The following is a 24385-nucleotide window of genomic DNA, read 5'->3' on the forward strand; positions in this document are numbered from 1 at the left end:
GCGGTCTAAAGGGTACGCATTTAACGAGAGGACAGTTATGAGATTATTCAACAAAGCCGTGTTAATGTTGGCTATTGGTGCGATTTCAAGCACCGCATTGGCAGATGCCGCAGGGGATTTACAACAACGCCTATCACAAGTGTCATCGTATAAAGCCGATTTCACCCAACGTGTCAGCACGGCACAAGGAAAATTGGTGCAAGAAGGTAGCGGCAAATTTCAAGTCAAACGCCCAAATTTGTTCCGTTTAGACACCAAAACACCACAAGAAACGCAGATCGTGGCAGATGGAAAAACGCTATGGTACTACGATCCTTTTGTGCAACAGGTTACTGCGAAAAAAGCAGCTGATGCCATTGTGAATACGCCTTTTATTTTGCTGACCACTAATGACCCAGCAAAATGGCAGCAGTACCAAGTCAGCCAACAGGGGGATAATTTTACATTGGTACCGAAAGCGAAAAATAGCAATATCAAACAATTCCAAATTCGTATTGATAGTAATGGATTATTAAAAAATTTCAGCACCATTGAGCAAGATGGGCAGACAAATTTGTATCAATTACGAAATATCAATAACTTACCGATTGAGGCGAGTGTATTTAGTTTTAAAGTACCAAAAGGAGTTGAGTTAGACGATCAACGCTAACCTAAGTGCGGTGATGAGTAATTTAACGTTTGATTTTGCTTCTGATTTTCGCCCATTAGCGGCGAGAATGCGCCCTGAAACGCTAGATCATTACTATGGGCAAGAACATTTACTTGCCCAAGGAAAACCCTTACGTCGAGCTATTGAGGCGGGGCATATTCACTCTATGATTTTGTGGGGACCGCCAGGTACAGGTAAAACCACGTTGGCAGAGATTATGGCGCAACGCATTAATGCGGAAGTGGAGCGTATTTCGGCTGTTACATCAGGTGTGAAAGAGATTCGTGCTGCAATTGAAAAAGCACAACAAAACCACACTTATGATAAACGCACGATTTTATTTGTTGATGAGGTTCACCGCTTTAATAAAAGCCAGCAAGACGCTTTTTTACCTTATATTGAAGATGGCACCATCATCTTTATTGGAGCAACAACTGAAAACCCGTCATTTGAGCTTAATAGTGCGATTTTATCCCGTGCACGTGTGTATCGCCTGAAGGGATTAGATCGTCAAGCCATTATTCATATACTTGAACACGCTCTCGCCGATGAAAAGTGCGGTTATGGAAGGCGGAGTATTGCATTAGACGAAAATCTACTTGGGATGCTGGCAGACTACGTTAATGGGGATGCTCGTCTTGCACTTAATTGTTTAGAATTAATGTTGGATATGGCAGATGAGTGTAATGGCGCAACACCGTTGACGGTCCAGTTATTGAGCGATGTACTCGGTGAACGTCAAGCACGCTTTGATAAGCAAGGGGATCGCTATTATGATCTCATTTCTGCATTGCATAAATCTGTGCGAGGTTCTGCGCCCGATGCCGCACTTTATTGGTATGCCCGCATTATCACAGCAGGCGGTGATCCGCTTTATGTTGCACGTCGCCTACTTGCGATCGCATCAGAGGATGTGGGCAATGCGGATCCGCGGGCAATGCAGGTAGCACTTGCTGCGTGGGATTGCTTTACGCGTGTCGGTGCATATGAAGGGGAGCGTGCGATTGCACAAGCAATAGTCTATCTTGCGGTCGCACCGAAGAGTAATGCTGTGCATACCGCATTTAATGCAGCAAAACAGTACGCCATAGATAACCCTGATTTTGATGTGCCTGAACATTTACGCAATGCGCCAACCAAATTGATGAAAGAACTGGGTTTTGGGGCAGAATACCGCTATGCGCATCATGAAGAAAATGCCTATGCCGCAGGCGAAAACTATTTCCCACCCGAGTTGGCAGATACACAATATTACTTTCCAACGGAACGCGGTATGGAAGCTAAAATCAAGCAAAAGCTGGATTGGCTCAAATCCCTCGATCATAACAGCGAAATAAAACGCTACTCAAAATAAAACCGCACGTTAAAGTGCGGTTTTTCCGTTGATAATTACTTCACTTGGCTACCAATGACACCGCCAAGAGCGGCACCGCCGAGCGTTGCACCTGTGCTATTCCCAATGACATTGCCAGCTACGCCACCGATTGCGGCACCTACAGCGGTATTTTTTTGTTGCTGGTTCATGTTAGAACAGGCTGTTAAAAATACAAATGCAGCAACCATAGTTATTGTTTTTAATATGCTTTTTTTCATAGAGCCTCCTTTTTTGTGTTAATCCAATCCTACACAACTCGTAATAAAAAAGCAAATAGGCGAAAAAAACCGCACATGAATGTGCGGTTTTCTCGTGGTTATTTTATTTCACAATGACTTTGGCAAAGCGGCGTTTGCCCACTTGATAAATCGCCGTCGAGGTGCTGATGATAAGTTTGCTATCATCAACTTTTTTACCATCAATTTTCACGCCACCTTGTTTTACCATACGAATTGCCTCGGAAGTGGACTCGACTAGACCAGCATCTTTTAATAAATTTGCTAGTGGTAGTTCACCTTCAAAGGTGAATTCAGGCATTTCATCAGGCATTGCACCTTTTTGGAAGCGGTTGATAAAGTTTTGTTCCGCTTGAGTGGCGGCAGCTTCGTCGTGAAAGCGCGCAACAATCTCTTTGGCGAGTAGCACTTTCACATCGCGTGGATTTTTGCCGTTTTCAACCGCACTTTTGAGTTCCGCGATCTCTTGTAATGGGCGGAAAGAGAGCAAGTCATACCAACGCCACATTAACGTATCGGAAATTGACATCACTTTGCCGAACATCTCATCGGGGGCTTCACTTACGCCAATGTAATTGCCCAGCGATTTAGACATTTTTTTCTCGCCGTCCAATCCTTCTAACAGGGGTAATGTGATCGCCACTTGTGGCTTGTGCCCAGCGGATTTCTGTAGTTCACGCCCCACAAGCAGGTTGAATTTTTGGTCTGTTCCCCCCAGTTCCACATCCGCTTCAAGGGCGACGGAGTCATAGCCTTGCAACAGCGGATAGATAAATTCATGGATTGCGATAGGTTGTTGATTAGAAAAACGTTTTTTGAAGTCATCACGTTCAAGCATACGTGCTACGGTGTAACTTGAAGCAAGACGAATCATCCCTTCGGTGCCAAGTTCCGCCAGCCAGTGTGAGTTGAATACCACTTTGGTTTTTGCAGGGTCAAGAATTTTGAAAATTTGCTCTTTGTAGGTTTCTGCATTGCGTAACACATCTTCCCGTGTGAGCGGAGGGCGAGTGGTGCTTTTGCCAGTAGGATCACCCACCATGCCCGTAAAATCGCCAATTAAAAAATAAATTTCATGCCCAAGTTGTTGAAATTGACGTAATTTATTTAAAACGACCGTATGTCCAAGATGGATGTCTGGGGCGGTTGGATCTGCACCTAATTTGATTTTTAGTGGGCGATTTTCTTTCAGTTTTTCAATCAAATCCGCCTCAGATAAAATTTCTTCAACGCCGCGTTTTAGTTCGGCAAGCACCGTGTTTAACTCCGTCATATTTTTTGCTCTTATTTTATTTCAAATGAAAAATATTATAGGGATAAATCGTCAAAGATAAAGCCTTTCTCATCATTTGGATGGAAAATAGGCAAAAAAAAGCCTCTTTGTGGGGAAGAGGCATAAGTGTTGGAGTGATTATTTTTTATCTTATCGTTATCTAGCGAAATTAATAATAATGATTATCATTTAAATTTAAAACCGAAATTACATTTTTTTACACTTTACCAAATAATTGGCAACGTGTGGGTGAGTGTTATGCTATGTGGAACCGCACTTTGACGTTCAAACTCGGCTTTTAGGCAATAGATCTCAACCCCTGCTTGATGAGCTGCATAGAGCAGTTGTGCGTATTTTGTATCAATGGTTTGCTTGGCGAAAAATTGGGTAATGCCCGAGTGCAGTGCGGCATACACAATCGCAGCACGAGCACCCTGGCGTTGAATTGCCATCAGTTCTCGCAAATGTTTTTGCCCACGGATGGTTTGTGTATCAGGAAATAAGCCCGCTCCCATTAGTGCATTGACCGCACTTTGCGCTGTGCTAAGTAACGTGACCGATTTGACTTCCACATAGCAATCAGGTTGCGTTTTCTGCTGTAACAAAAAATCAATGCGGCTGTTTTCTTGCCCGTATTTCACTTCAGGTTGAATATGCGTGTAGTGTGCAAGCTCAGATAACATCGCACTTTGCAGGGCTTCGTGCACCAGTGTATTAGCCCGTGTTGTATTGACGCAAATCATCTCGCCATTGGGCTTCTCTGTGAGTTCCCAAGTGTGGGGATACTTTCGTTTTGCATTATCGGAGGTGGAAAACCATACACGATCGCCTTCGTCAGCACAGCCTGTCATGGCACCTGTGTTCGGACAATGCAAGGTTAATTGTGTGCCATCGGGCAGTTGCACATCAGCTAAAAAACGCTTATAGCGGCGTAGCAGTGTGGCAGATTGCAAGGGGGGTAAAAGCATCGTATTCCTCAGTAAAAGTGCGGTTGAGTAGTTATTTTAACCTGAAGTGAGATCTATGGCGATTTTTTTGAAAAAATTTAGCCAAATGTCAGTTAAAAAATGATAAAGTTACTAACGAATTTTCTGTGTATTGCAGTGATGTCATAACGCCGAAAAGATAAGCAAGTCGGCGTGATTAGGGTGGATATGTCACATATCCGAAGAGTAATTCCAAGAAAAGGATAAAGACAATGCGAATTGGTGTACCTAAAGAGCGGTTGGATAATGAAAGCCGCGTGGCAGCCACACCGAAAACCGTCGTGCAGATGAAAAAGCTCGGGTTTGAGGTGGCAATTGAACATAATGCAGGCTTTAACGCCAGCTTTGAAGATGAAATGTATGCCGCAGAAGGCGCAGCGATTGTTGATCAAAGTGCGGTTTGGCAAAGTGATATTATTTTTAAAGTGAATGCACCGAGCGATGATGAAATTGCGTTGATCAAAGAAGGTGCAACATTAGTGAGCTTTATTTGGCCTGCGCAAAATGAAGCATTATTAAAAAAATTAGCAGAAAAGAATATTAATGTGCTGGCAATGGACGCTGTGCCGCGGATTTCTCGCGCGCAAGCCCTTGATGCCTTAAGCTCTATGGCGAATATCGCAGGTTATCGTGCTGTGGTAGAAGCCGCCCACGAATTTGGCAGCTTTTTCACTGGCCAAATCACCGCCGCAGGGAAAGTGCCACCAGCAAAAGTCTTGGTTATTGGTGCAGGGGTTGCGGGGCTTGCGGCGATTGGTGCTGCGAATAGCTTGGGTGCCATTGTGCGCGCGTTTGACTCTCGTCCTGAAGTGAAAGAGCAAGTCGAGAGCATGGGAGCGTCTTTCTTGGAGATTGATTACCAAGAAGAAGGCGGCAGTGGTGATGGCTATGCCAAAGTGATGTCAGAAGAGTTCAATCGCCGTGCGTTGGCACTTTATGCCGAGCAGGCTAAAGAAGTGGATATTATCATCACGACCGCACTTATCCCTGGCAAACCTGCACCACGTTTGGTGACCAAAGAGATGGTTGACAGCATGAAACCAGGAAGTGTCATTGTGGATCTTGCCGCAGCGACGGGCGGAAACTGTGAGCTCACGAAAGCTGGCGAAGTGGTTACCACCGACAATCAAGTGAAAATTATCGGTTACACCGATTTACCGAGCCGCTTGCCAACGCAATCTTCACAGCTTTATGGCACTAACTTAGTCAATTTATTGAAATTGCTATGCAAAGAAAAAGACGGCAATATCAACATTGATTTTGATGATGTGATCTTGCGTGGTGTGACAGTAGTGCGTGAAGGCGAAATCACTTGGCCTGCGCCACCAATTAAAGTGTCTGCACAACCGCAAAAACCACAAGCGGCAGTAAAAGTGGAAAAAGAGGCACCGAAAAAAGCCGATCCAAAAATCAAATACGGCATTATGGCGGCTGTGGCAGTATTATTTTTATGGCTGGCATCTGTTGCACCGAGTGCCTTTTTATCGCACTTTACCGTATTTGTGCTTGCTTGTGTAGTGGGCTATTACGTGGTATGGAATGTTAGCCATGCGTTGCATACACCATTAATGGCGGTGACTAATGCAATTTCAGGGATCATTATTGTTGGTGCTTTGCTACAAATTGGGCAAGGTAATGGCGTTGTTACTTTCTTAGCATTTATCGCTGTGTTAGTGGCAAGTATCAATATTTTCGGTGGGTTTAAAGTAACCCAACGAATGTTAGCTATGTTTAGAAAAGGGTAAGGAGTCTGCCATGTCAGTAGGTTTTGTTCAAGCGTCATATATTGTCGCCGCATTACTGTTTATTATGAGTTTGGCAGGATTGTCGAAGCATGAAAGTGCCAAAGCAGGTTGCTGGTTTGGTATTGTCGGGATGACAATTGCGCTTATTGCCACTATTTTTGGTCCGCACACAGAAGGGCATATTTGGATTATTATTGCGATGGCAATCGGTGCAGTGCTCGGTATTCGCCAAGCCTTAAAAGTTGAAATGACTGAAATGCCAGAACTGGTCGCTATTTTGCATAGCTTCGTGGGCTTAGCTGCCGTGTTAGTCGGATTCAATAGTTATTTAGAGCATCCAACGCTTGACCCGATTATGCAAAATATCCACGATGTGGAAGTCTTTTTAGGTATTTTCATCGGAGCGGTAACGTTCACGGGATCCATCGTTGCCTTTGGAAAATTGCGTGGCATCATTAATTCAAAAGCTCTGATGTTACCACATCGCCATAAATTAAATTTAGCTGCGATTGTTGTATCGGTCTTATTAATGATAGGCTTTGTTGGGGATGCAAGTCTCTTCCCATTGATTTTGATGACTATTATTGCACTGGCTTTCGGTTGGCACTTGGTGGCTTCCATCGGTGGGGCAGATATGCCAGTTGTGGTATCCATGCTTAACTCATACTCAGGCTGGGCAGCGGCCGCAGCGGGCTTTATGCTCAACAATGACCTTCTTATCGTCACAGGTGCGTTAGTGGGGTCAAGCGGTGCGATCCTTTCTTACATTATGTGTAAAGCGATGAACCGCTCTTTTATCAGCGTGATTGCCGGTGGCTTTGGTAACGATGTACAAGCCTCAGGAAGTGAAGAGCAAGGCGAACATCGTGAAATCAGTGCGGAAGAGGTGGCGGAAATGCTGCGTAACTCAAGCTCTGTGATCATCACCCCAGGCTATGGTATGGCGGTAGCACAAGCACAATATCCCGTTGCAGAAATTACACAAAAATTGCGTGATGCAGGCGTGAACGTGCGCTTTGGTATCCACCCAGTGGCAGGGCGTTTGCCAGGGCATATGAATGTGCTATTGGCGGAAGCGAAAGTACCGTATGACATTGTGTTAGAAATGGACGAAATCAACGACGATTTCGCTGATACGGATACCGTACTGGTCATCGGTGCTAACGATACCGTGAACCCAGCCGCACTTGACGATCCAAATAGCCCAATTGCAGGTATGCCAGTCTTAGAAGTGTGGAAAGCACAAAATGTTATCGTGTTCAAACGCTCAATGAACACAGGTTATGCAGGTGTACAAAATCCACTGTTCTTCAAAGACAACACCCAAATGTTGTTTGGTGATGCCAAAGAGAGTGTGGATAATATCTTGAAAGCGTTGTAATCATTTAACCACAACAAAAGCCGCTATTGAGCGGCTTTTTTAATCAGATAATGTATGAATACTGAAGTATTAAAACCCTATATAGTCGGTCTTACTGGCGGAATCGGCAGTGGTAAGAGTACGATAGCGGATTTGTTTGCTGATCTTGGTGTACCCGTGATTGATGCGGATATCGTGGCGCGGCAAGTGGTGGAGAGAGGCTCGACCGCACTTTTGCAGATAGCTGAGCACTTTGGGCAAGCGGTGTTGAATGCCGATGGCTCGTTGAATCGTGCAGCACTGCGTGCACGGGTGTTTAATGATAAAACTGAAACTCAATGGCTGAATGCATTATTGCATCCGTTGATTCGTGAAAAAATGTGGGCAGACCTTAATAATGTACACGCGCCTTATGCATTATGGGTGGTACCTTTATTGTTTGAAAATCAGCTGGATCAATTTTGTGACCGCACTTTGGTGGTTGACGTCAGTGTTGAGACGCAAATTGAGCGCGCGATGCGCCGCGATAGCAATAAGCGTACGCAGATTGAGAAGATTATCGCTGCACAAATTGACCGAAATAGCCGTTTGACAAAAGCCGATGATGTGATTAACAATGATAAATCATGGCAGAAAAGCCAAGCGGCGATCACCGAGCAGGTGAAACATTTACACCAATTTTATGTAGCACAAGCGAAGAAAAAATATGAAAAACACCGAATTTGACAGTGTCCCATGCCCCATTTGCAAAAAGCAGGTGGAGTGGAGCGAGAATAGCCCTTATCGTCCATTTTGTTCGAAACGTTGCCAGTTGATTGACTTAGGCGAGTGGGCAAATGAAGAAAAAGCCATTAGCGCAGGCAGTGCGGATTTTGCCGAAGATGTCTCTGTAAGTGAATATGGCAGTGATTGGACGCATTAAGGAAACACGATGGAAATTCTACAAATACACAGCACGCACGGTGGTGCGTTTTTCATCGAGCAAGACGGAGAGCGTATTGCTGAGCTGACGTATCGCAAAATTAATAATGACATTATTGATGCTAATCATACCTTTGTTTCGCCGAGTTTGCGTGGGCAAGGGGTGGCGGATAAACTTTATCAGGCATTGCTGCATTTTGTTGAACAAAAAGGTTATCGGCTTGAGGCGAGTTGTTCTTATGTGGCAACAAAATTAGCCCGCCGAAAATAACAAAGTGCGGTTGACTCACAATTTGTTATCATAGCAACTTACTTGAGTTAAACCAATGGAAAAACGCGTTATAACAGATTATTTTAGTGTTTTGTGATCTACGTCGGTAGAATAGATAAATGCCCTTGAAATTTTCATTAAGGGATACTATGTTAATACTAATCCTAAGGGTTTTTATCACACAAGTCGAGAGGTAGGTACTATGATCGTGAAGATTACAAGTAAACAAATGGACATCACCCCCGCAATTCGTACCCATATTGAAGATCGTGTGGCCAAATTGGAAAAATGGCAAACTCAGTTAATCAATCCGCACTTTATTCTTAACAAAATTCCGAAAGGTTTTAGTGCAGAAGCGACTATTGGCACGCCGTATGGTGATTTGTTTGCCAGTGCTGAAAATGAAGATATGTATAAATGTATTAATCAATTAGAAGAAAAACTTGAGCGACAGCTTAATAAACTGCAACATAAAGACGAAGCACGGCGTAATGCTGAGCGATTAAAAGACTCTTTTGAATAACATCAAAGCCAGCGAAAGCTGGCTTTTTTGACCGCACTTTATCTGTTTTTTGGTTTATTGCTCATGATCTCAATTACCTGTTTATCGGTGTGCAGCATACTGCGTGAGGCAATGGCACAAAGATTATTGATCGAGGCATCAATATCAAATTCGACAATCCCTTCATTGCCTGTAACATGCGTGTTATCCATTGCCATGAGTACCGCTTTGTAGCCGCTAGATACGCTGGTGGACACTTTCATCGCACAGCTATTTGCAGCACCATCGCAGATAATGCCACTAATATCGCCAATCATGGAACAAATACTCATGCTGACAGTTTCAAATTTGCCTGTTAATAGCCACGCAATGCCAGCGCAACTGCCCATTGAGGCGGTCGTCACCGCACAAAGTGCGGACAGTTTTGGCAATTTGCTATGGATAAAAATGGCCATTAAATGAGATAAAAAGAGGGCACGGGTGAGTTTTTCGTCGTCTATATCTAAATATTGTGCCACGACGACAACAGGCATTGTCGCCGCAATACCTTGATTACCTGAACCTGAATTACTCATCGCAGGCAAACTAGCACCGCCCATACGTGCATCCGAGGCTGCTGTGGTGCGAATAATAATGCGGCTTAATAAATCGTCAGACATTAAACCACTACCAACGTGTTTTTGTAGCGTTCGCCCAATATGCAAACCGTAATTTTCACGCAAGCCTTCATCTGAAAGTGCGGTATTGAGCTTAGCAGCCTGCAAAATAAAGGTGATTTTTTCCAGTGGTGCAGACAACGCTACGTCATATATGGTTTGTGCTTTGCAGTGGGTGAAAATTTGGTATTGGTTATCAGCAGTACAGTTTTTTGGGGTTGGATCGCAGTAAATGGTCTTGCCATTTTTCTCAATTAAAATCACATGTGTGTGGTGATCTTGAATACAAACACGAACCTGATCATGACCTGCATAGAGCGTTGCTTCAGAGTATAAAATATGCTCTGTTTCAAAAATGCCAACTTCTACGAGTGAAGCCGAAAGCATAGCTTTAGCTTGTGCAATTTGCTCAGTGGTGATGTTGGCGAGCACTTCAAGCCCCGCCTGAGGATTTCCACCAATGGCACCGATAGCGGCAGCAATAGGGAGTCCAACCATACCTGTACCAGGCACGGCAACGCCTAACCCATTTTTCATTAAATTTGGCGATACTTTTGCCATAATGCGCTCTGGATTGCGCCCTAAATGTTGTTTTGCAATGGCACAAGCAAGCGCAAGGGAAATGGGTTCGGTACAGCCTAAAGCGGGTACGACATCATCACGTACTATTTGAATTAGCTTATCTTCTAATGTTTGATTTTGCATATTATCGTTGTTGTCAGCTCAATGTGGGCGTTATTTTAGCGTAAATTTCTGCCATTTTTAATCATAAGCTAGTCGTTAACATCATTAACTAGTGCTAAAATGGCCACTCTTTCATAAGAAATGTGAAATCAATCACGTTCTATGTTCATTCTTTGCTATGAAAAAATTTAAAATTGTGGTTTAATAATGCTAAAATTCAGTTTAACTAAATGGTATTTATCATAAAATAGCCTTAATAAAGGCATAAAGGAGCAACTATGTCAAATATTTTAGAACAATTCTCATTGAAAGGAAAAATTGCGTTAGTCACTGGCGCATCATATGGTATCGGTTTTGCTATTGCGAGTGCGCTAAGTCAAGCGGGTGCAAAAATCGTTTTCAATGATGTCAATGAAGAAAACTTAAAGAAAGGTCTGGCAGCGTATAAAGAGGCTGGCATCGAGGCCCATGGTTATCTTTTTGATGTAACCAATGAAAGTGCGGTTAAAGAAAATATTGAAAAAATTGAAAAAGAAGTAGGCGTGATTGATATTTTGGTAAATAACGCAGGTATTATTCAGCGTATTCCAATGTTGGAAACTACCGCTGCGGATTACCGTAAAATTATTGATATTGACCTAACAGGTCCATTTATCATGTCTAAAGCCGTATTGCCTTCGATGATCAAAAAAGGGCATGGTAAAATCATTAATATTTGTTCAATGATGAGTGAACTTGGGCGTGAAACAGTCGTAGGGTATGCTTCTGCCAAAGGTGGATTAAAAATGTTGACCAAAAACATCTGTTCAGAATTTGGTGAAGCGAATATTCAATGTAATGGTATCGGTCCTGGCTATATTGCGACACCACAAACTGCACCATTGCGTGAAAGACAAGCAGATGGTTCTCGCCACCCATTTGATCAATTCATCATTGCGAAAACACCAGCTGCTCGCTGGGGAACGCCTGAAGATTTAGCGGGTGCGGCTGTGTTCTTATCATCAGATGCGTCAAACTTTATTAATGGTCACATCTTATATGTTGATGGTGGTATCTTAGCGTATATCGGTAAACAACCTTAATACGTTGATATAATTATTAAAAACCCAACAGTGATGTTGGGTTTTTTCGTATATACTCAAATTTTGCGATCCCTCTTCCAAAAAAAGCAAAGTGCGGTCGCTTTTTTATGTGAAAAAGACTAGATTAATTCCCACTGAGTGAGTAGAATTGCGCGTTTATTTAATCCAACGGTTAAGCCGTAATGTGTGACAACGAGGCAACAATGACAACACGCACCAATTTATTGAATTTAAATCGCCAACAATTGCGTCAATTTTTGCAAGAATTGGGCGAAAAACCTTTTCGTGCAGATCAGTTAATGAAATGGATTTACCACTTTGGTGAAGATAATTTTGATAATATGACAAATATTAACAAAGTGTTGCGTGAAAAACTTAAAACTGTTGCCGAAATTGTTGCACCAGAAGTTGCCACAGAGCAGCGTTCTAGTGACGGAACCATTAAATGGGCGATGCAAGTGGGCAGTCAGCAGGTGGAAACGGTATATATTCCTGAAGAAGACCGAGCTACGTTATGTGTATCCTCTCAAGTGGGTTGTGCATTGGAATGTACGTTTTGCTCAACTGCGCAGCAGGGTTTTAATCGAAATCTTACCGTCGCTGAAATTATAGGACAAGTGTGGCGAGCATCACAAATTATTGGAAATCATGGCAAAACAGGTGTACGCCCAATTACTAATGTGGTCATGATGGGGATGGGAGAGCCACTACTCAACGTGGCAAATGTAGTGCCTGCGATGGAAATTATGCTCGATGATTTTGGGTATGGGTTATCTAAAAGACGAGTAACGCTTTCAACCTCGGGAGTAGTGCCGGCACTGGATCGTTTACCTGAAATGATTGATGTTGCACTTGCGATTTCATTACATGCACCGAATGATACGTTGCGTGATGAAATTGTCCCTTTAAATAAAAAATACAATATTGCAATGTTAATGGATTCTGTGCAACGTTATCTTAAGCAATCAAAAGCCAATCATGGCAAAGTAACCATTGAGTATGTCATGTTAAATCAGGTGAATGATAGCACGGAGCATGCCCATCAATTGGCTAAATTATTGGCAACAACACCTTGTAAAATTAATCTCATACCTTGGAATCCGTTCCCGCAAGCACCATACACCAAGAGTTCAAACACGCGTATCGACCGTTTTCAAAAAGTATTGATGGAATATGGTTTAACGGTTATTGTGCGTAAAACGCGCGGTGATGATATTGATGCAGCATGCGGGCAGCTAGCGGGTGATGTGATTGACAGAACGAAGCGTACAATGAACAAAAAGGCGTTTGGTAAAGGAATAGACGTTATTTCACAATGAGAAAAAAGGAGTAAAAGTGCGGTTTTATCGGTTAGGTTTTTTATGTACAAGTCTATTGTTGGTGGGCTGTGCGACTCAATTGGAGCAAGGCAATAACCAAGCTAAAGCGTATGCTCGTGCGCAAGTGGCACTAGGTTATATGCAACAACACCAATATGACGCAGCTAAACAAAATATTGATAAAGCCCATGAGGTTGATCCCGATTATTATCTGCCGTACTTGCTGTCAGCCCACTATTATCAACAAACGGGAAACGTGGAACAAGCTGAACACTTTTATCAGCAAGCGATGGAAAAAGATCCAACGCAAGGGGATATTTATAACAACTACGGTGCATTTTTATGCCAACAGGCATATTTTTCACAGGCATTTGCGATGTTTGATAAAGCACTCGCACAAAAAGAGTATTATAAGGCAGCGCAAACGTTAGAAAATACCGCACTTTGTGCTAATTTAGCCCATGATTTGCCTCGCCAGCAGCAAGCTCTGGAAAAACTGAAAAAACTCAATCCTGAGCGCGCTCGGCAATTATCGACACAATTGTAATGTAAAAAGCACAGAAATCGTGCAATAGTGATGATTAATTGTTGCAAATCGCACCCCAGAAATTTAAACTCTTCGTTTGATATTAATTACTGGATAAGCGTATGGACAACGAGCAACCATTAAATCAACCAAGCCTCACGCTAGGGCAACAATTTCGTCAGCGTCGTGAAGCATTAGGCTTGACTATTGAAGATGTCGTGCAGCAAACGCATCTTAAAACGGCTGTGATTCATCATCTTGAAAATGATGAATTTATTGTGGCGAATTACCCACCAACGTTTATGCGTGGCTATGTACAAAATTATGCCAAATTTCTCAAAATTCCTGAAGCGCAGTGGAAAAATGCCCACATCACTTTTGGCGTTCCTGTTGAAAATGATTTACAAAAAAATTTGCGAAATAACCACAAAGTGAATCATTACTCGTCTTATTCTAGTTGGGTTGGTCGTCTCACTTGGCTTATCGTGTTAATCATGCTCGGTATGACCGGTTATTGGTGGTGGCAAAATTATTACCAACAATCACAGAGTGAGCGTGAAAGTTTGGTGGAAAATTTTTTAAATAAAAATGAATCAACCGAAACCGCACTTTCAACAGTGGATATGTCACAAAATGAAACTGATAAAAATGCGGTAATAACAGCGCAAGCTGAGCCGAATAATGACAGTAATGAGCCAGCCCCACTTGATGAACTGACTATGTCGGCAGACAAAGGCATTGCCGAGCCAACTGTAACAGCAGGTGAGCAGCGTGAAAGTGCGGTTGTACGATCAGATGATCTGAGTGTACAAGGTGTAACCTCTGGTGAAGTGTTGAGTAATGCCATGGAAAAACTCAATAATACAGCCGAAAATGCACAAAATACAACCGAAAATGCAGATAATGCCATAGCAAGTGAAAAAAGTTTGCGTATTGAAGTTACGGGAAGTAGCTGTTGGCTAAGCGTGAAAGATGACAATCGAAAAGTGCTTGCGCAAAAAGAATATAAGCGGGGCGAAGTTCTTAATTTCGATAGCAGTGAAACTTATGCTCTGGTGATTGGCGCACCACAGAATGTAAAAATTACATTCCGAGGTGAAGAAGTTCCACTGAAAATTGATGGGCGTGTTGCACGCTTAAAACTACCAAAAAACTGATTTAGACTATGATGCAAATTCAATCTCCAATAAAACGTAGGGTGTCCAAACAAATTTATGTCGGCAATGTGCCAGTCGGCGGCGACGCGCCAATTTCAGTGCAATCGATGACAAATACGCGAACCACGGATGTGGCAGCAACGGTTGCACAAATTAAACAGCTTGAAAAAGTGGGAGCTGATATTGTGCGGGTATCGGTGCCGACGATGGAGGCCGCAGAGGCGTTTAAATTGATTAAGCAGCAAGCGAGTGTGCCATTGGTTGCGGATATTCATTTTGATTATCGCATCGCCTTAAAGGTGGCGGAGTACGGTGTGGATTGCTTGCGTATTAACCCAGGTAATATTGGGCGTGAAGAGCGCATTCGTGCAGTCGTGGATTGCGCTAAAGATAAGAATATTCCTATTCGCATTGGTGTGAATGCAGGATCGCTAGAAAGGGATTTGCAAGAAAAATACGGAGAGCCAACGCCGCAAGCCCTGTTAGAATCAGCGTTGCGTCATGTGGATATTTTAAATAAATTCGATTTTGATCAGTTCAAAGTGAGTGTGAAGGCTTCCGATGTGTTCTTAGCGGTTGAAGCCTATCGTTTATTGGCAGCACAAATTGACCAGCCTTTACACTTAGGTATTACCGAAGCAGGTGGAGTGCGTGCTGGTGCGGTTAAAAGTGCGGTTGGGCTAGGCATGCTATTGGCTGAAGGCATTGGGGATACCCTACGAGTTTCGCTTGCAGCGGATCCCGTTGAAGAAATTAAAGTGGGCTTTGATATTTTAAAATCGCTACGTATTCGTTCACGAGGAATTAATTTTATTGCGTGTCCAACTTGCTCACGGCAAGAATTTGATGTTATTGGCACCGTGAATGCCCTTGAACAACGGCTTGAAGATATTACCACCGCTATGGATGTTTCTATCATTGGTTGTGTTGTTAATGGACCTGGCGAGGCATTAGTATCAGACTTGGGCGTAACGGGTGGAAATAAAAAGAGCGGTTTTTATTTAGACGGTGTACGCCAAAAAGAGCGGTTTGATAATGACGATTTAATCGATCAGTTGGAGGCACGCATTCGTGCTCAAGTTGCGGTTAAAGATTCTCGCTTACGCATTGATATAGTTGAAAAATAATAAGGAAAAATTGTGGCAAAAGTAATTAAAGCCATTCGTGGAATGAATGATTGTTTGCCTAACCAAACGCCAGTTTGGCAATGGCTGGAAAAAACAGTGCGTGGTGTACTGGCACAGTATGGCTACAGTGAAATTCGGATGCCCATTGTGGAATCTACCCCGTTGTTTAAACGTGCCATCGGTGAAGTGACCGATGTAGTTGAGAAAGAAATGTTTACCTTTGATGATCGTGACAACGAAAGTCTGACGTTGCGTCCAGAGGGGACAGCAGGTTGTGTTCGAGCAGGCATTGAGCATGGCTTATTATATAATCAAGAGCAACGACTATGGTATATGGGGCCAATGTTTCGCTATGAGCGTCCACAAAAAGGTCGTTATCGCCAGTTTCATCAAATTGGAGTCGAGGTGTTCGGTATTGCGAATGCAGAAATTGATGCGGAATTGATTTTATTAACAGCGCGTTTATGGCGAGAGTTGGGGATTGCAGAGCATGTGAGCTTGCAGCTGAATTCTATTGGTTCTGCACAATCTCGCGCTGTATATCGTCAAGCATTGGTTGCGTATTTACAGCAACATATTGATGTGCTTGATGAGGATTGCAAACGCCGTTTAACGACCAACCCACTGCGTATTTTAGACAGTAAAAATGCCCAAGTTCAGGCGATTTTAAATGATGCGCCAAGTTTGCAGGATTATTTAAGCGAGGAAGATAAGGCACACTTCCAACAGCTCTGCCAGATTTTAGATGAAATGGGAATTGCCTACGAAATCAACCCAAAATTGGTGCGTGGGTTAGATTATTATAATAAAACCGTGTTTGAATGGGTAACGACCGCACTTGGTGCTCAAGGCACGGTGTGTGGTGGTGGGCGTTATGATACGTTAGTAGAACAGCTTGGTGGACATGCGACGTGTGGCATTGGATTTGCGATGGGCGTTGAACGTCTCGTGTTGTTAGTGCAAGAGGTAAATCAGCAGTTAAATATCGAAAGTGCGGTTGATGTGTATGTGATTCATAGTGGTGACGAGGCACGTAAAGTTGCATTTAATCTTAGCGAACAGTTACGCTGTGATGTACCGCATCTGAAAGTGATGCTGCATTGCAGTTCAGGTGCTTTCAAGAAACAATTTAAACGAGCAGATAAAATTAATGCCTGTTATGCCATTGTGATCGGGGACGATGAAGCCAAACAGCAGCAGGTGGCGATCAAACCCTTAAAACAGGATATTGAACAATTCACTTTGCCGATTGCGCAAGTGAGCCGCTATTTTGCAGAGCATGTAAATAAGGAGTAAGGCGTGTCATATATTACAGAAGAGCAACAAGTTGAAGAGTTAAAAAGTTGGTGGAAAGAAAATAGCAAAGTCATTATCACCAGTTTAATTTTAGTTTTTGCGGGTGTTTTAGGTTGGCGTTATTGGCAGAATTATCAGTTGAATAGCCGCTTGCAGGCATCAAATGAGTACGAGCAAGTCTTTAACGCATATCAAGCTGATCCAAAAAATAATGCGGGGTTGCTGACTCAATTTGTGAAAGAACACGAAGGCTCAAGTTATGCTGTATTTGCACTGTTTGAGCAAGCGAAAAGTGCGGTTGATAGCGATCAATTAGCACAAGCTGAGCAATATTTGACACAAGCACAGCAAATGGCAAAAGACAGTCAGCTGAAAGCCAGTGCAACACTTCGCTTGGCAACAGTCTTGTTGCAAGTGAAAAAATATGATCAAGCGATTACCGCACTTAATAGTGTGGGAGATCCGGCGTATAAAGGCATTAAACAGCGTCTGTTAGGCGAGGCTTATCTTGGTCTAGATGATAAAGAAAAAGCAAAAACAGCCTTTACGGAAGCCTTAAAAACGCCAAATTTGGATCAACTTGATAAAGATTTGATTCAATTACGTTTAAATACTCTTTGATACATAACATAAACAATAAAAGGAATTAGCATGTCTGATTTACAACATATTATTGAAACGGCATTTGAGCGTCGTGCAGAGATTTCACCTAAAACAGCGGATGCGCAATTAAAAGAGGCGGTGTCACAGGTTATCGCTGATTTAGATTCGGGTAAACGTCGTGTAGCGGAAAAAGTGAATGGGCAATGGATTGTTAACCAGTGGCTGAAAAAAGCGGTATTGCTTTCGTTCCGTATTAACGATAATACACTTGTCGCTGGCGGCGAAACGAACTATTTTGATAAAGTTCCTATGAAATTTGCAGACTATGATCAAGCGCGTTTTGAGCGTGAAGGTTTCCGTGTTGTGCCTCCAGCGGCTGTTCGCCAAGGTGCTTTTATTGCTCGTAATACGGTATTGATGCCATCATATGTCAATATTGGTGCATATGTTGATGAAGGTACAATGGTTGATACATGGGCAACGGTTGGTTCTTGCGCACAAATTGGTAAAAACGTGCATTTATCAGGTGGCGTTGGTATTGGAGGCGTACTTGAGCCATTACAAGCAAATCCTACGATTATCGAAGATAATTGTTTCATTGGGGCACGTTCTGAAATTGTTGAAGGTGTCATCGTTGAAGAGGGTTCTGTCATTTCTATGGGTGTATTTATTGGACAAAGCACTAAAATCTATGATCGCGAAACAGGGGAAATTCATTATGGAAGAGTACCAGCAGGCTCGGTTGTTGTTTCGGGTAGCTTGCCTTCAAAGTGCGGTAAATACAGTTTATATGCTGCTGTTATCGTTAAAAAAGTCGATGCAAAAACGCGCGGTAAAGTTGGCATTAATGAATTGCTTAGAACCATAGATTAGTTTTTGTGCAAAGTTAGACGGTTAAAGTAAAAATTTACATTCTTTTGATTGCATTTTAAACAAAAACAACAAATAATGGTTGAAGTAACAGAGGAAAGTATTAGAATTCCTCTGTTAGTGTAAATAAATATGTTTTTATTACACAAGACTTACAATAAACAAACTAGGAGTTTCGAATGAAAAAGTTACTATTAACAACGGTATTACTTGGTGCAACCGTACTTGCTGTAACAGGCTGTGATGATAAACAAGTACAGGATGTGAAAGATAGCGTTGCTCAAGCTAAAGATACTGTTGTTGAAAAAGCAACTGAGGCGAAAGATGCTGTAGCAGAAAAAGCGACTGAAGCAAAAGATGCAGTTGCAGAAAAAGCAACAGAAGTTAAAGAGGCTGTTGCTGCAAAAACAGATGAAGTGAAAGACGCTGTAAATAATAAAATTGAAGAAACTAAAGATGCAGTAGCGCATAAAGTAGAAGAAGTTAAGCAAGCGGCACTTGACGCAAAAGATGCGGCAGCAGATAAAGCAGTTGAAGCAAAAGAAGCAGCGGCACAGGCTAAAGACAGTGCAGTTGCTAAAGTTGAAGAAGCGAAATCTGCAGTTGCTGATAAAGTTGCTGATGCCAAAGAAGCGGTTGCTGATAAAGCAGTTGATGCCAAAGAAGCAGCGTCTGAAGCAAAACAAGAAGCATTGGATAAAGTGAATGAAGTGAAAGATGCTTCAGCTGAAAAAGTTGCGGATGCTAAAGAATCTGTAGCGAATAAAGTGGCTGAGGCAAAAGAAGCCGCAGCTGATGTGAAAGCAGAAGCAGCAAGCAAGGCTGCAGAAGTGCAACAAGAAGCTGCTGGAAAAGGCGCTGAAGTAAAAGCACAGGCAGATGCAGCAGCACAAGAAATTAAAGATAGTGCAAAAGATGTTGCTGATGCTGTTTCACAAAAAGCGGATGAAGCGAAAAAAATGCTTGATGGCGTAGCTGAAACTAACAAATAATTGTTTCTTTTTCATTGTATAAAACCTTTATCTTATGAGATAAAGGTTTTTTTATTTTAAAATCAATAAGCTAAATTTAGATGTTATTATTTTTTACAAAATGGCATATCAGTTGTGGTATAATTGCACTCTGTAACTAAGTTCCTTTCTTTTTAATAGTTTAAAACATTGAATAAGCACTGAGGTGCGGAGAATAAGTAAGAATGATAGCAGCAAATAAACGTTCAATTATTACCCTTTTTTATGGAGACTCAAACTTAGGTTCTCATCAAGTTAAAATGGTACTCGCTGAAAAAGAAGTGCCTCACGAGAAAGAATTAATCACGCCAGACAGTTTGAATGAAGATTTTCTTGAATTAGGGACTAATGGGGACTTACCCACATTAGTTGATCGCGATTTGGTGTTGTATAAACCACGTATTATTTTAGAATACCTCGATGAGCGTTTTCCACACCCACCATTGATGCCAGTTTATCCCGTTGATCGGGCGAAATCACGTTTAATGATGCATCGCATTGAGCAAGATTGGTTTAGTATTATTGAGCAGGCAGAAAAGTGTCAAGATGAAGCGGAAAAGAAAGCTATATTAACGCAATTGCGTGACGAAATTCTCTCTTTTGGTCCTATTTTTTCTCAAAAGCCATTCTTTTTAAGTGATGTATTCAGCCTTGTCGATTGTTATATTGCCCCGATTTTGTATCGCTTACAAGAAGAAGGTATTAAATTTACTGGTGCAGGCAGCAAAGCCATTAAAGGCTATATGGAGCGCGTATTTTCTCGCCCAAGTTTTGCCGCCTCAATCAAAGCGGGTCCTGTCAAAATTGTTGAGAAATAATCATGAGTAGCGCAAAACGTCCTTATTTACTCAGAGCTTACTATGATTGGTTTTTAGATAACGATCTTACGCCCTATTTAGTGGTCAATGCGTTGTATCCCAACACCAAAGTGCCACAAGATTTTGTGCGTGATGGGCAGATTGTACTCAATATTGCGCCAGCTGCATGTGGTAATTTGCAATTAGGTAATGAAACAATTCAATTTACCGCACGTTTTCGTGGTGTCCCTCAGAATATTGTTGTGCCACTCGGTGCGGCAATAGCTATTTATGCGAGAGAAAATGGCGATGGCGTATTGTTTGAAGATGAAGAAGCTTACCAAACGGATGTAAGCCATTTAACGGAGCAGCCAAAGGATTTTACTGAAGCTGTCGATCCGCCAAAGACCAAGCGAAAAGCCGATGCCAGTCATTTGAAAATTATTAAATAAGTGAAACCGCACAGTAAAGTGCGGTTTTATTTTGAAAATGAATCAATAATTGGGCAGTGACTTTGCTCATCATCTGGGCAAATATCTGCCAATTTTTGTAATTGTGATTTGATCGCATTCAGGTGCGATATTTGTTCATCAATAAATGCGATTTTTTCCAGTGTTTTTGCTTTCACTTCACAGCTTTTTCGCTGTGGGTCTTGCCATAGTAGCAATAATTCTTTTGATTCTTGTAGGCTAAAGCCTGCTTCGCGTGTCCGCTTAAGAAAACATAGCTGGGAGACATGTTGCGCGTTGTATTGTCGATAACCGTTTACGTTGCGTGCAGGCGGTGAGATGATATTTTTTTCTTCATAAAAACGAATGGTTTTTGGGCTTAAACCTGTCAGTTGTGCAATGTGATTAATCTGCATAAATGCTTGACCTTCCAGTAAGGGGAACGTTTATTCTATTACACATCAAAAAAGACAAGCAAGGAGTAAGTAATGATTTATGCACTTTCAGGGTTATCTTGCCAGCATTGCGTTGCGAATGTTCGTCAGGCCCTTGTCACGTTGGATAGTGACTGTAAGGTTAACCGCACTTTTGCTCAAGTGAGTGATGATGTAGCAGCGCATGATGTGATTAATGCGATTAGCGCGGCGGGCTACAACGCGACGTTAGCCCAACACAGTGCTTATGATTTGAGTCTTTCAGGGCTAAATTGCGGGCATTGTATTGCCAGTGTCGAAAAAGCATTGCAGGCATACGATGCGAATTTGATTTATACCATTAATAAAACCGCACTTGCTGTTTTTGCACCCAATGCGCCCGATGAGGTGATTGCTGTTATTGAGCAGGCAGGCTTTCATGCGAATAAATCTGATAGCGTGCAATGCCCAAAGACTGATGGGCTATCAGAAACGGCTGATAGCCCTGTAATGGAGGCAGCACCCGAGCAAACGTCTTATCCTATTCAATTGGCATTAACGGGTTTAAGCTGTGCTGCGTGTGTGGCAAAAGTAGAAAAAGCCCTAAGTGCGGTTGAGGGGGTCAGTGCCGTACAAGTCAATCTAGCCGATAGTACGGCATTAGTTGCAGGGAACGTTGATGATAACGCATTAATCAATGCGATTACGCATGCGGGCTACCGTGCGGAGGTGGTGCGTGATGTGAAGATACAGCGCGAAAAAAGCCAACAGCATTATAGTATAGAAATCAACCAGTTAAAACGACGAGCAATCGTTGCTCTATTCTTAGGGGGCGCATTAATGCTATGGGGCTGGGTTTTTGGTATGAATATGGCGGATTCCACACAAATGGGGTGGTTAATAGTTGGCTTGCTTTGTTTTGCTGTGATGATGTATAGCGGTAAGCACTTTTTCAGTAATGCGATAAGTAATCTACGACATGCTACTACAACGATGGATACGCTTGTTGCCCTTGGCACAGGAACAGCATGGCTTTTTTCAATGTCAGTGGTACTTGCACCTGCGTTTTATCCTGAGCAGGCGCGTCATCTCTATTTTGAAGCGAGTTTGATGATTATTGGCTTGATTAATCTTGGCAAAATGTTAGAAATGAAAGCCAAACACCATTCCTCACAAGCATTGAATAAATTATTGGATTTAACGCCTCAAAAAGTGCGGTTGCTGACAGCGCAAGGTGAAAAAATCGTTTCTCTTGACAGCGTGAAAAAGGGAATGCAACTTCGTTTAAAAACAGGTGATAAAGTACCTGTTGATGGTGTTGTGGAAAGTGGGCAGGCGTGGCTGAATGAGGCAATGTTAACGGGCGAGCCATTGCAGGTGCGTAAAGTGCAAGGCGATATGGTGCGAGCGGGTACCATCGTGGATAATGGAATATTACAGATTAAGGTCACAGGCGTAGGCGAAAATACGATGCTTGCCAATATTATTCGCTTAGTTAAACAAGCGCAAAGTAGCAAGCCGAAAATTGCACAATTGGCAGATAATGTCGCAGCGATATTTGTACCAGCCGTCTGTGCATTGGCGGTGTTGGCGTTTATTTTATGGCTTGTGTTGCCACAGTCACCCAATTTTGCACAGGCGTTAGTGGTCTTTACTAGTGTGCTGATCATTGCCTGCCCATGTGCATTGGGTTTAGCAACACCGATGTCGATTATCGCGGCTGTTGCACGAGCTGCTCAGTTGGGGATTTTGGTGCGAGATGCACAAGCGTTACAAAATGCAGCTTGCATTGATACTGTCGTATTTGACAAAACAGGGACATTGACTCAGGGTAAGCCCACATTGACGCATATCCACGCCATTTCTGGAGATCCAACCGCACTTTTAATGTTTGCGACTGCGCTTGAAAAAGAGGCGAACCATCCGTTAGCCAGTGCCTTTGTCAATGATCAGCGACTAGCTCAGCATCAACTACCACCAGTACATAATTTTCATACACATAACGGAATGGGCATTTCAGGTGAGATTGATGGAGAGACTTTTTTCTTGGGAAACCTATCATTGATGCAAGCGAAAGCGGTTGTGATGCCAGAAAATGTGCATAATGAAGCCTGTATAGCCCGTGAACACGGAGGCACAGTAATTTTTCTGGCGCGCCAGCGTGTATTGCTTAGCTTTTTTGTCGTGCAAGATCCAGTGCGAGAAGACAGCGCATATGCAATCAAGCAATTGCACGCCATGGGGATAAAATCCGTAATGTTAACAGGCGACAATCAAGCAACGGCAAACGCTATTGCCCATAAATTGGGTATTAATGAAGTAATCGCCGATGTTTTGCCAAGCGATAAAGCCGATGTGATTGCACGCTTGCAGCAACGGGGGAGCAATGTGGCAATGGTCGGTGATGGTATTAATGATGCCCCCGCACTTGCGAGAGCGAATGTCAGTATTGCTATTGCCAATGGAAGCGATATTGCAATAGAAACAGCAGGATTAACCTTGATGAATTCAAATATCAGTGCGGTGCGAGATGTATTAATGCTTTCCCAAGCCACAATGCGTAATATCAAGCAAAATCTCTTTGGCGCATTTATTTATAACAGCTTAGGTATTCCTATTGCGATGGGCATTTTGTATCCCATTTGGGGGGTGATGTTAAACCCAGTATTTGCAGCAGCCGCTATGGCATTATCATCTGTGACCGTCGTGACTAACGCAAATCGCTTATTACGCTTTAAACCATAAAGTGCGGTTAAAAAAAGCAGCAGAGCTGCTTTTTAAAATACACGTTTAAAGGGTTTGACAATGACATCCCCATATACACCTGCGGTGACATAGGGATCATCTTGCGCCCATTGTTGTGCTGCGGCAAGACTGTCAAACTGTGCAATAACTGTTGAGCCAGTAAATCCCGCTTCTTGTGGATTTTCATCATCAATGGCAGGGTTGGGGCCTGCTACAAGTAGACGGTTTTCCGCTTGTAGGGATTTTAAGCGAGCAAGATGTTGTTCACGAACGGCTAGGCGTTGGGCAAGGGTGTTGGGTTTGTCTTGTGCAAAAATAACATAATACATCATC

The 24385-nt window shown here is 42.7% G+C and carries 25 protein-coding genes and 2 pseudogenes; 21 read left to right on the forward strand and 6 right to left on the reverse strand.

Features of this window, described 5'->3' with window-relative positions:
* The first annotated feature begins 37 nt into the window (after positions 1-37).
* From lolA to HPC40_RS09485, 3 genes and pseudogenes are all read left to right on the forward strand, one after another.
* Complete coding sequence (lolA, locus tag HPC40_RS02930; protein WP_208117994.1) at positions 38-649, forward strand: outer membrane lipoprotein chaperone LolA; 612 nt, start codon at positions 38-40, stop codon at positions 647-649.
* A 13-nt stretch (positions 650-662) separates the two neighbouring features.
* Positions 663-1155, forward strand: a pseudogene (locus HPC40_RS09480) (AAA family ATPase); the annotation flags it as partial.
* Between the two features lie 77 nt (positions 1156-1232).
* A pseudogene (locus HPC40_RS09485) lies at positions 1233-2003 on the forward strand (AAA family ATPase); the annotation flags it as partial.
* Between the two features lie 35 nt (positions 2004-2038).
* On the opposite strand, the gene HPC40_RS02940 reads toward HPC40_RS09485, so the two are convergent.
* The 3 genes from HPC40_RS02940 to sfsA all read right to left on the reverse strand — a co-directional run bounded on the left by HPC40_RS02940 (position 2039) and on the right by sfsA (position 4501).
* Complete coding sequence (locus HPC40_RS02940; RefSeq protein ID WP_328805301.1) at positions 2039-2212, reverse strand: glycine zipper 2TM domain-containing protein; 174 nt, start codon at positions 2210-2212, stop codon at positions 2039-2041.
* 133 nt (positions 2213-2345) lie between these two features.
* Entirely contained in the window at positions 2346-3533 is a 1188-nt protein-coding gene (tyrS, locus tag HPC40_RS02945) for a tyrosine--tRNA ligase (RefSeq protein ID WP_208117997.1), read from the reverse strand.
* Between the two features lie 224 nt (positions 3534-3757).
* Positions 3758-4501, reverse strand: a complete 744-nt coding sequence (sfsA, locus tag HPC40_RS02950; protein WP_208117998.1) for a DNA/RNA nuclease SfsA — start codon at positions 4499-4501, stop codon at positions 3758-3760.
* Between the two features lie 230 nt (positions 4502-4731).
* Between sfsA and pntA the strand changes: the two genes are divergently transcribed.
* The 6 genes from pntA (at position 4732) to raiA (ending at position 9339) form a co-directional block, all read left to right on the forward strand.
* Positions 4732-6264, forward strand: coding sequence for a Re/Si-specific NAD(P)(+) transhydrogenase subunit alpha (gene pntA, locus HPC40_RS02955; protein WP_208117999.1), 1533 nt, complete (start codon positions 4732-4734; stop codon positions 6262-6264).
* Positions 6265-6274: 10 nt separating this feature from the next.
* Complete coding sequence (pntB, locus tag HPC40_RS02960) at positions 6275-7645, forward strand: Re/Si-specific NAD(P)(+) transhydrogenase subunit beta (RefSeq protein ID WP_208118000.1); 1371 nt, start codon at positions 6275-6277, stop codon at positions 7643-7645.
* 54 nt (positions 7646-7699) lie between these two features.
* Positions 7700-8350 (forward strand): dephospho-CoA kinase, encoded by a 651-nt coding sequence (gene coaE / locus HPC40_RS02965; protein WP_208118001.1) that lies wholly within the window; start codon positions 7700-7702, stop codon positions 8348-8350.
* Positions 8331-8546: a DNA gyrase inhibitor YacG gene (yacG, locus tag HPC40_RS02970; protein WP_208118002.1), complete on the forward strand. Its 216-nt coding sequence runs from the start codon at positions 8331-8333 to the stop codon at positions 8544-8546. The genes coaE and yacG overlap by 20 nt, the downstream gene beginning before the upstream one ends.
* A 9-nt stretch (positions 8547-8555) precedes the next feature.
* Entirely contained in the window at positions 8556-8816 is a 261-nt protein-coding gene (locus tag HPC40_RS02975) for a GNAT family N-acetyltransferase (protein ID WP_208118003.1), read from the forward strand.
* Between the two features lie 202 nt (positions 8817-9018).
* Positions 9019-9339, forward strand: coding sequence for a ribosome-associated translation inhibitor RaiA (gene raiA / locus HPC40_RS02980; protein WP_208118004.1), 321 nt, complete (start codon positions 9019-9021; stop codon positions 9337-9339).
* A 38-nt stretch (positions 9340-9377) separates the two neighbouring features.
* Here raiA and HPC40_RS02985 read toward each other — a convergent pair whose 3' ends face one another.
* Positions 9378-10679 carry an L-cysteine desulfidase family protein gene (locus HPC40_RS02985; RefSeq protein ID WP_208118005.1) on the reverse strand — a complete coding sequence of 434 codons (1302 nt, stop codon included), beginning with the start codon at positions 10677-10679 and terminating at the stop codon, positions 9378-9380.
* A gap of 257 nt (positions 10680-10936) precedes the next feature.
* Here HPC40_RS02985 and HPC40_RS02990 point away from each other — a divergent pair, with 257 nt between their 5' ends.
* From HPC40_RS02990 to HPC40_RS03040, 11 genes are all read left to right on the forward strand, one after another.
* Positions 10937-11740 (forward strand): gluconate 5-dehydrogenase, encoded by an 804-nt coding sequence (locus HPC40_RS02990; RefSeq protein ID WP_208118006.1) that lies wholly within the window; start codon positions 10937-10939, stop codon positions 11738-11740.
* A 182-nt stretch (positions 11741-11922) separates the two neighbouring features.
* Positions 11923-13059, forward strand: a complete 1137-nt coding sequence (locus HPC40_RS02995; protein ID WP_408021818.1) for a bifunctional tRNA (adenosine(37)-C2)-methyltransferase TrmG/ribosomal RNA large subunit methyltransferase RlmN — start codon at positions 11923-11925, stop codon at positions 13057-13059.
* 16 nt (positions 13060-13075) lie between these two features.
* On the forward strand, positions 13076-13606 hold the full coding sequence (locus tag HPC40_RS03000; RefSeq protein ID WP_208118008.1) for a tetratricopeptide repeat protein: 531 nt from the start codon (positions 13076-13078) through the stop codon (positions 13604-13606).
* A gap of 101 nt (positions 13607-13707) precedes the next feature.
* Positions 13708-14742 (forward strand): RodZ domain-containing protein, encoded by a 1035-nt coding sequence (locus HPC40_RS03005; RefSeq protein ID WP_208118009.1) that lies wholly within the window; start codon positions 13708-13710, stop codon positions 14740-14742.
* An 11-nt stretch (positions 14743-14753) separates the two neighbouring features.
* Positions 14754-15869 carry a flavodoxin-dependent (E)-4-hydroxy-3-methylbut-2-enyl-diphosphate synthase gene (ispG, locus tag HPC40_RS03010; protein WP_208118297.1) on the forward strand — a complete coding sequence of 372 codons (1116 nt, stop codon included), beginning with the start codon at positions 14754-14756 and terminating at the stop codon, positions 15867-15869.
* A gap of 12 nt (positions 15870-15881) precedes the next feature.
* Entirely contained in the window at positions 15882-17165 is a 1284-nt protein-coding gene (gene hisS, locus HPC40_RS03015; RefSeq protein ID WP_208118010.1) for a histidine--tRNA ligase, read from the forward strand.
* Positions 17166-17168: 3 nt separating this feature from the next.
* Entirely contained in the window at positions 17169-17786 is a 618-nt protein-coding gene (locus tag HPC40_RS03020) for a YfgM family protein (protein ID WP_208118011.1), read from the forward strand.
* A 30-nt stretch (positions 17787-17816) separates the two neighbouring features.
* Positions 17817-18641: a 2,3,4,5-tetrahydropyridine-2,6-dicarboxylate N-succinyltransferase gene (gene dapD / locus HPC40_RS03025; RefSeq protein WP_208118012.1), complete on the forward strand. Its 825-nt coding sequence runs from the start codon at positions 17817-17819 to the stop codon at positions 18639-18641.
* 176 nt (positions 18642-18817) lie between these two features.
* Positions 18818-19630 (forward strand): hypothetical protein, encoded by an 813-nt coding sequence (locus HPC40_RS03030; RefSeq protein WP_208118013.1) that lies wholly within the window; start codon positions 18818-18820, stop codon positions 19628-19630.
* A 203-nt stretch (positions 19631-19833) separates the two neighbouring features.
* On the forward strand, positions 19834-20466 hold the full coding sequence (locus HPC40_RS03035) for a glutathione binding-like protein (RefSeq protein ID WP_208118014.1): 633 nt from the start codon (positions 19834-19836) through the stop codon (positions 20464-20466).
* A 2-nt stretch (positions 20467-20468) separates the two neighbouring features.
* Positions 20469-20897: a ClpXP protease specificity-enhancing factor gene (locus HPC40_RS03040; RefSeq protein WP_208118015.1), complete on the forward strand. Its 429-nt coding sequence runs from the start codon at positions 20469-20471 to the stop codon at positions 20895-20897.
* Positions 20898-20923: 26 nt separating this feature from the next.
* Here HPC40_RS03040 and cueR read toward each other — a convergent pair whose 3' ends face one another.
* Positions 20924-21310, reverse strand: a complete 387-nt coding sequence (gene cueR, locus HPC40_RS03045) for a Cu(I)-responsive transcriptional regulator (RefSeq protein WP_208118016.1) — start codon at positions 21308-21310, stop codon at positions 20924-20926.
* A 72-nt stretch (positions 21311-21382) separates the two neighbouring features.
* Between cueR and HPC40_RS03050 the strand changes: the two genes are divergently transcribed.
* Positions 21383-24052 carry a cation transporter gene (locus HPC40_RS03050; protein ID WP_208118017.1) on the forward strand — a complete coding sequence of 890 codons (2670 nt, stop codon included), beginning with the start codon at positions 21383-21385 and terminating at the stop codon, positions 24050-24052.
* Positions 24053-24084: 32 nt separating this feature from the next.
* Here the strand turns inward: HPC40_RS03050 and HPC40_RS03055 are convergent, their stop codons facing one another.
* Positions 24085-24381 carry a YciI family protein gene (locus HPC40_RS03055; RefSeq protein WP_208118298.1) on the reverse strand — a complete coding sequence of 99 codons (297 nt, stop codon included), beginning with the start codon at positions 24379-24381 and terminating at the stop codon, positions 24085-24087.
* Positions 24382-24385 lie beyond the last annotated feature (4 nt).

Source organism: Spirabiliibacterium falconis (genome assembly GCF_014885015.1).
Taxonomy (GTDB): Bacteria; Pseudomonadota; Gammaproteobacteria; order Enterobacterales; family Pasteurellaceae; genus Spirabiliibacterium; species Spirabiliibacterium falconis.

What these genes read in the sequence shown, in the direction of transcription:
- HPC40_RS02995 (WP_408021818.1), top strand. Translation starts at nt 11,923, where the DNA reads ATGTGTGACAACGAGGCAACAATGACAACACGCACCAATTTATTGAAT.
- HPC40_RS03035 (WP_208118014.1), top strand. Translation starts at nt 19,834, where the DNA reads ATGATAGCAGCAAATAAACGTTCAATTATTACCCTTTTTTATGGAGAC.
- yacG (WP_208118002.1), top strand. Translation starts at nt 8,331, where the DNA reads ATGAAAAACACCGAATTTGACAGTGTCCCATGCCCCATTTGCAAAAAG.
- HPC40_RS03040 (WP_208118015.1), top strand. Translation starts at nt 20,469, where the DNA reads ATGAGTAGCGCAAAACGTCCTTATTTACTCAGAGCTTACTATGATTGG.
- cueR (WP_208118016.1), bottom strand. Translation starts at nt 21,310, where the DNA reads ATGCAGATTAATCACATTGCACAACTGACAGGTTTAAGCCCAAAAACC.
- lolA (WP_208117994.1), top strand. Translation starts at nt 38, where the DNA reads ATGAGATTATTCAACAAAGCCGTGTTAATGTTGGCTATTGGTGCGATT.
- HPC40_RS02985 (WP_208118005.1), bottom strand. Translation starts at nt 10,679, where the DNA reads ATGCAAAATCAAACATTAGAAGATAAGCTAATTCAAATAGTACGTGAT.
- pntA (WP_208117999.1), top strand. Translation starts at nt 4,732, where the DNA reads ATGCGAATTGGTGTACCTAAAGAGCGGTTGGATAATGAAAGCCGCGTG.
- tyrS (WP_208117997.1), bottom strand. Translation starts at nt 3,533, where the DNA reads ATGACGGAGTTAAACACGGTGCTTGCCGAACTAAAACGCGGCGTTGAA.
- dapD (WP_208118012.1), top strand. Translation starts at nt 17,817, where the DNA reads ATGTCTGATTTACAACATATTATTGAAACGGCATTTGAGCGTCGTGCA.
- HPC40_RS02990 (WP_208118006.1), top strand. Translation starts at nt 10,937, where the DNA reads ATGTCAAATATTTTAGAACAATTCTCATTGAAAGGAAAAATTGCGTTA.
- HPC40_RS03050 (WP_208118017.1), top strand. Translation starts at nt 21,383, where the DNA reads ATGATTTATGCACTTTCAGGGTTATCTTGCCAGCATTGCGTTGCGAAT.
- HPC40_RS03005 (WP_208118009.1), top strand. Translation starts at nt 13,708, where the DNA reads ATGGACAACGAGCAACCATTAAATCAACCAAGCCTCACGCTAGGGCAA.
- HPC40_RS03030 (WP_208118013.1), top strand. Translation starts at nt 18,818, where the DNA reads ATGAAAAAGTTACTATTAACAACGGTATTACTTGGTGCAACCGTACTT.
- HPC40_RS02975 (WP_208118003.1), top strand. Translation starts at nt 8,556, where the DNA reads ATGGAAATTCTACAAATACACAGCACGCACGGTGGTGCGTTTTTCATC.
- HPC40_RS03055 (WP_208118298.1), bottom strand. Translation starts at nt 24,381, where the DNA reads ATGTATTATGTTATTTTTGCACAAGACAAACCCAACACCCTTGCCCAA.
- coaE (WP_208118001.1), top strand. Translation starts at nt 7,700, where the DNA reads ATGAATACTGAAGTATTAAAACCCTATATAGTCGGTCTTACTGGCGGA.
- raiA (WP_208118004.1), top strand. Translation starts at nt 9,019, where the DNA reads ATGATCGTGAAGATTACAAGTAAACAAATGGACATCACCCCCGCAATT.
- sfsA (WP_208117998.1), bottom strand. Translation starts at nt 4,501, where the DNA reads ATGCTTTTACCCCCCTTGCAATCTGCCACACTGCTACGCCGCTATAAG.
- ispG (WP_208118297.1), top strand. Translation starts at nt 14,754, where the DNA reads ATGCAAATTCAATCTCCAATAAAACGTAGGGTGTCCAAACAAATTTAT.
- HPC40_RS02940 (WP_328805301.1), bottom strand. Translation starts at nt 2,212, where the DNA reads ATGGTTGCTGCATTTGTATTTTTAACAGCCTGTTCTAACATGAACCAG.
- pntB (WP_208118000.1), top strand. Translation starts at nt 6,275, where the DNA reads ATGTCAGTAGGTTTTGTTCAAGCGTCATATATTGTCGCCGCATTACTG.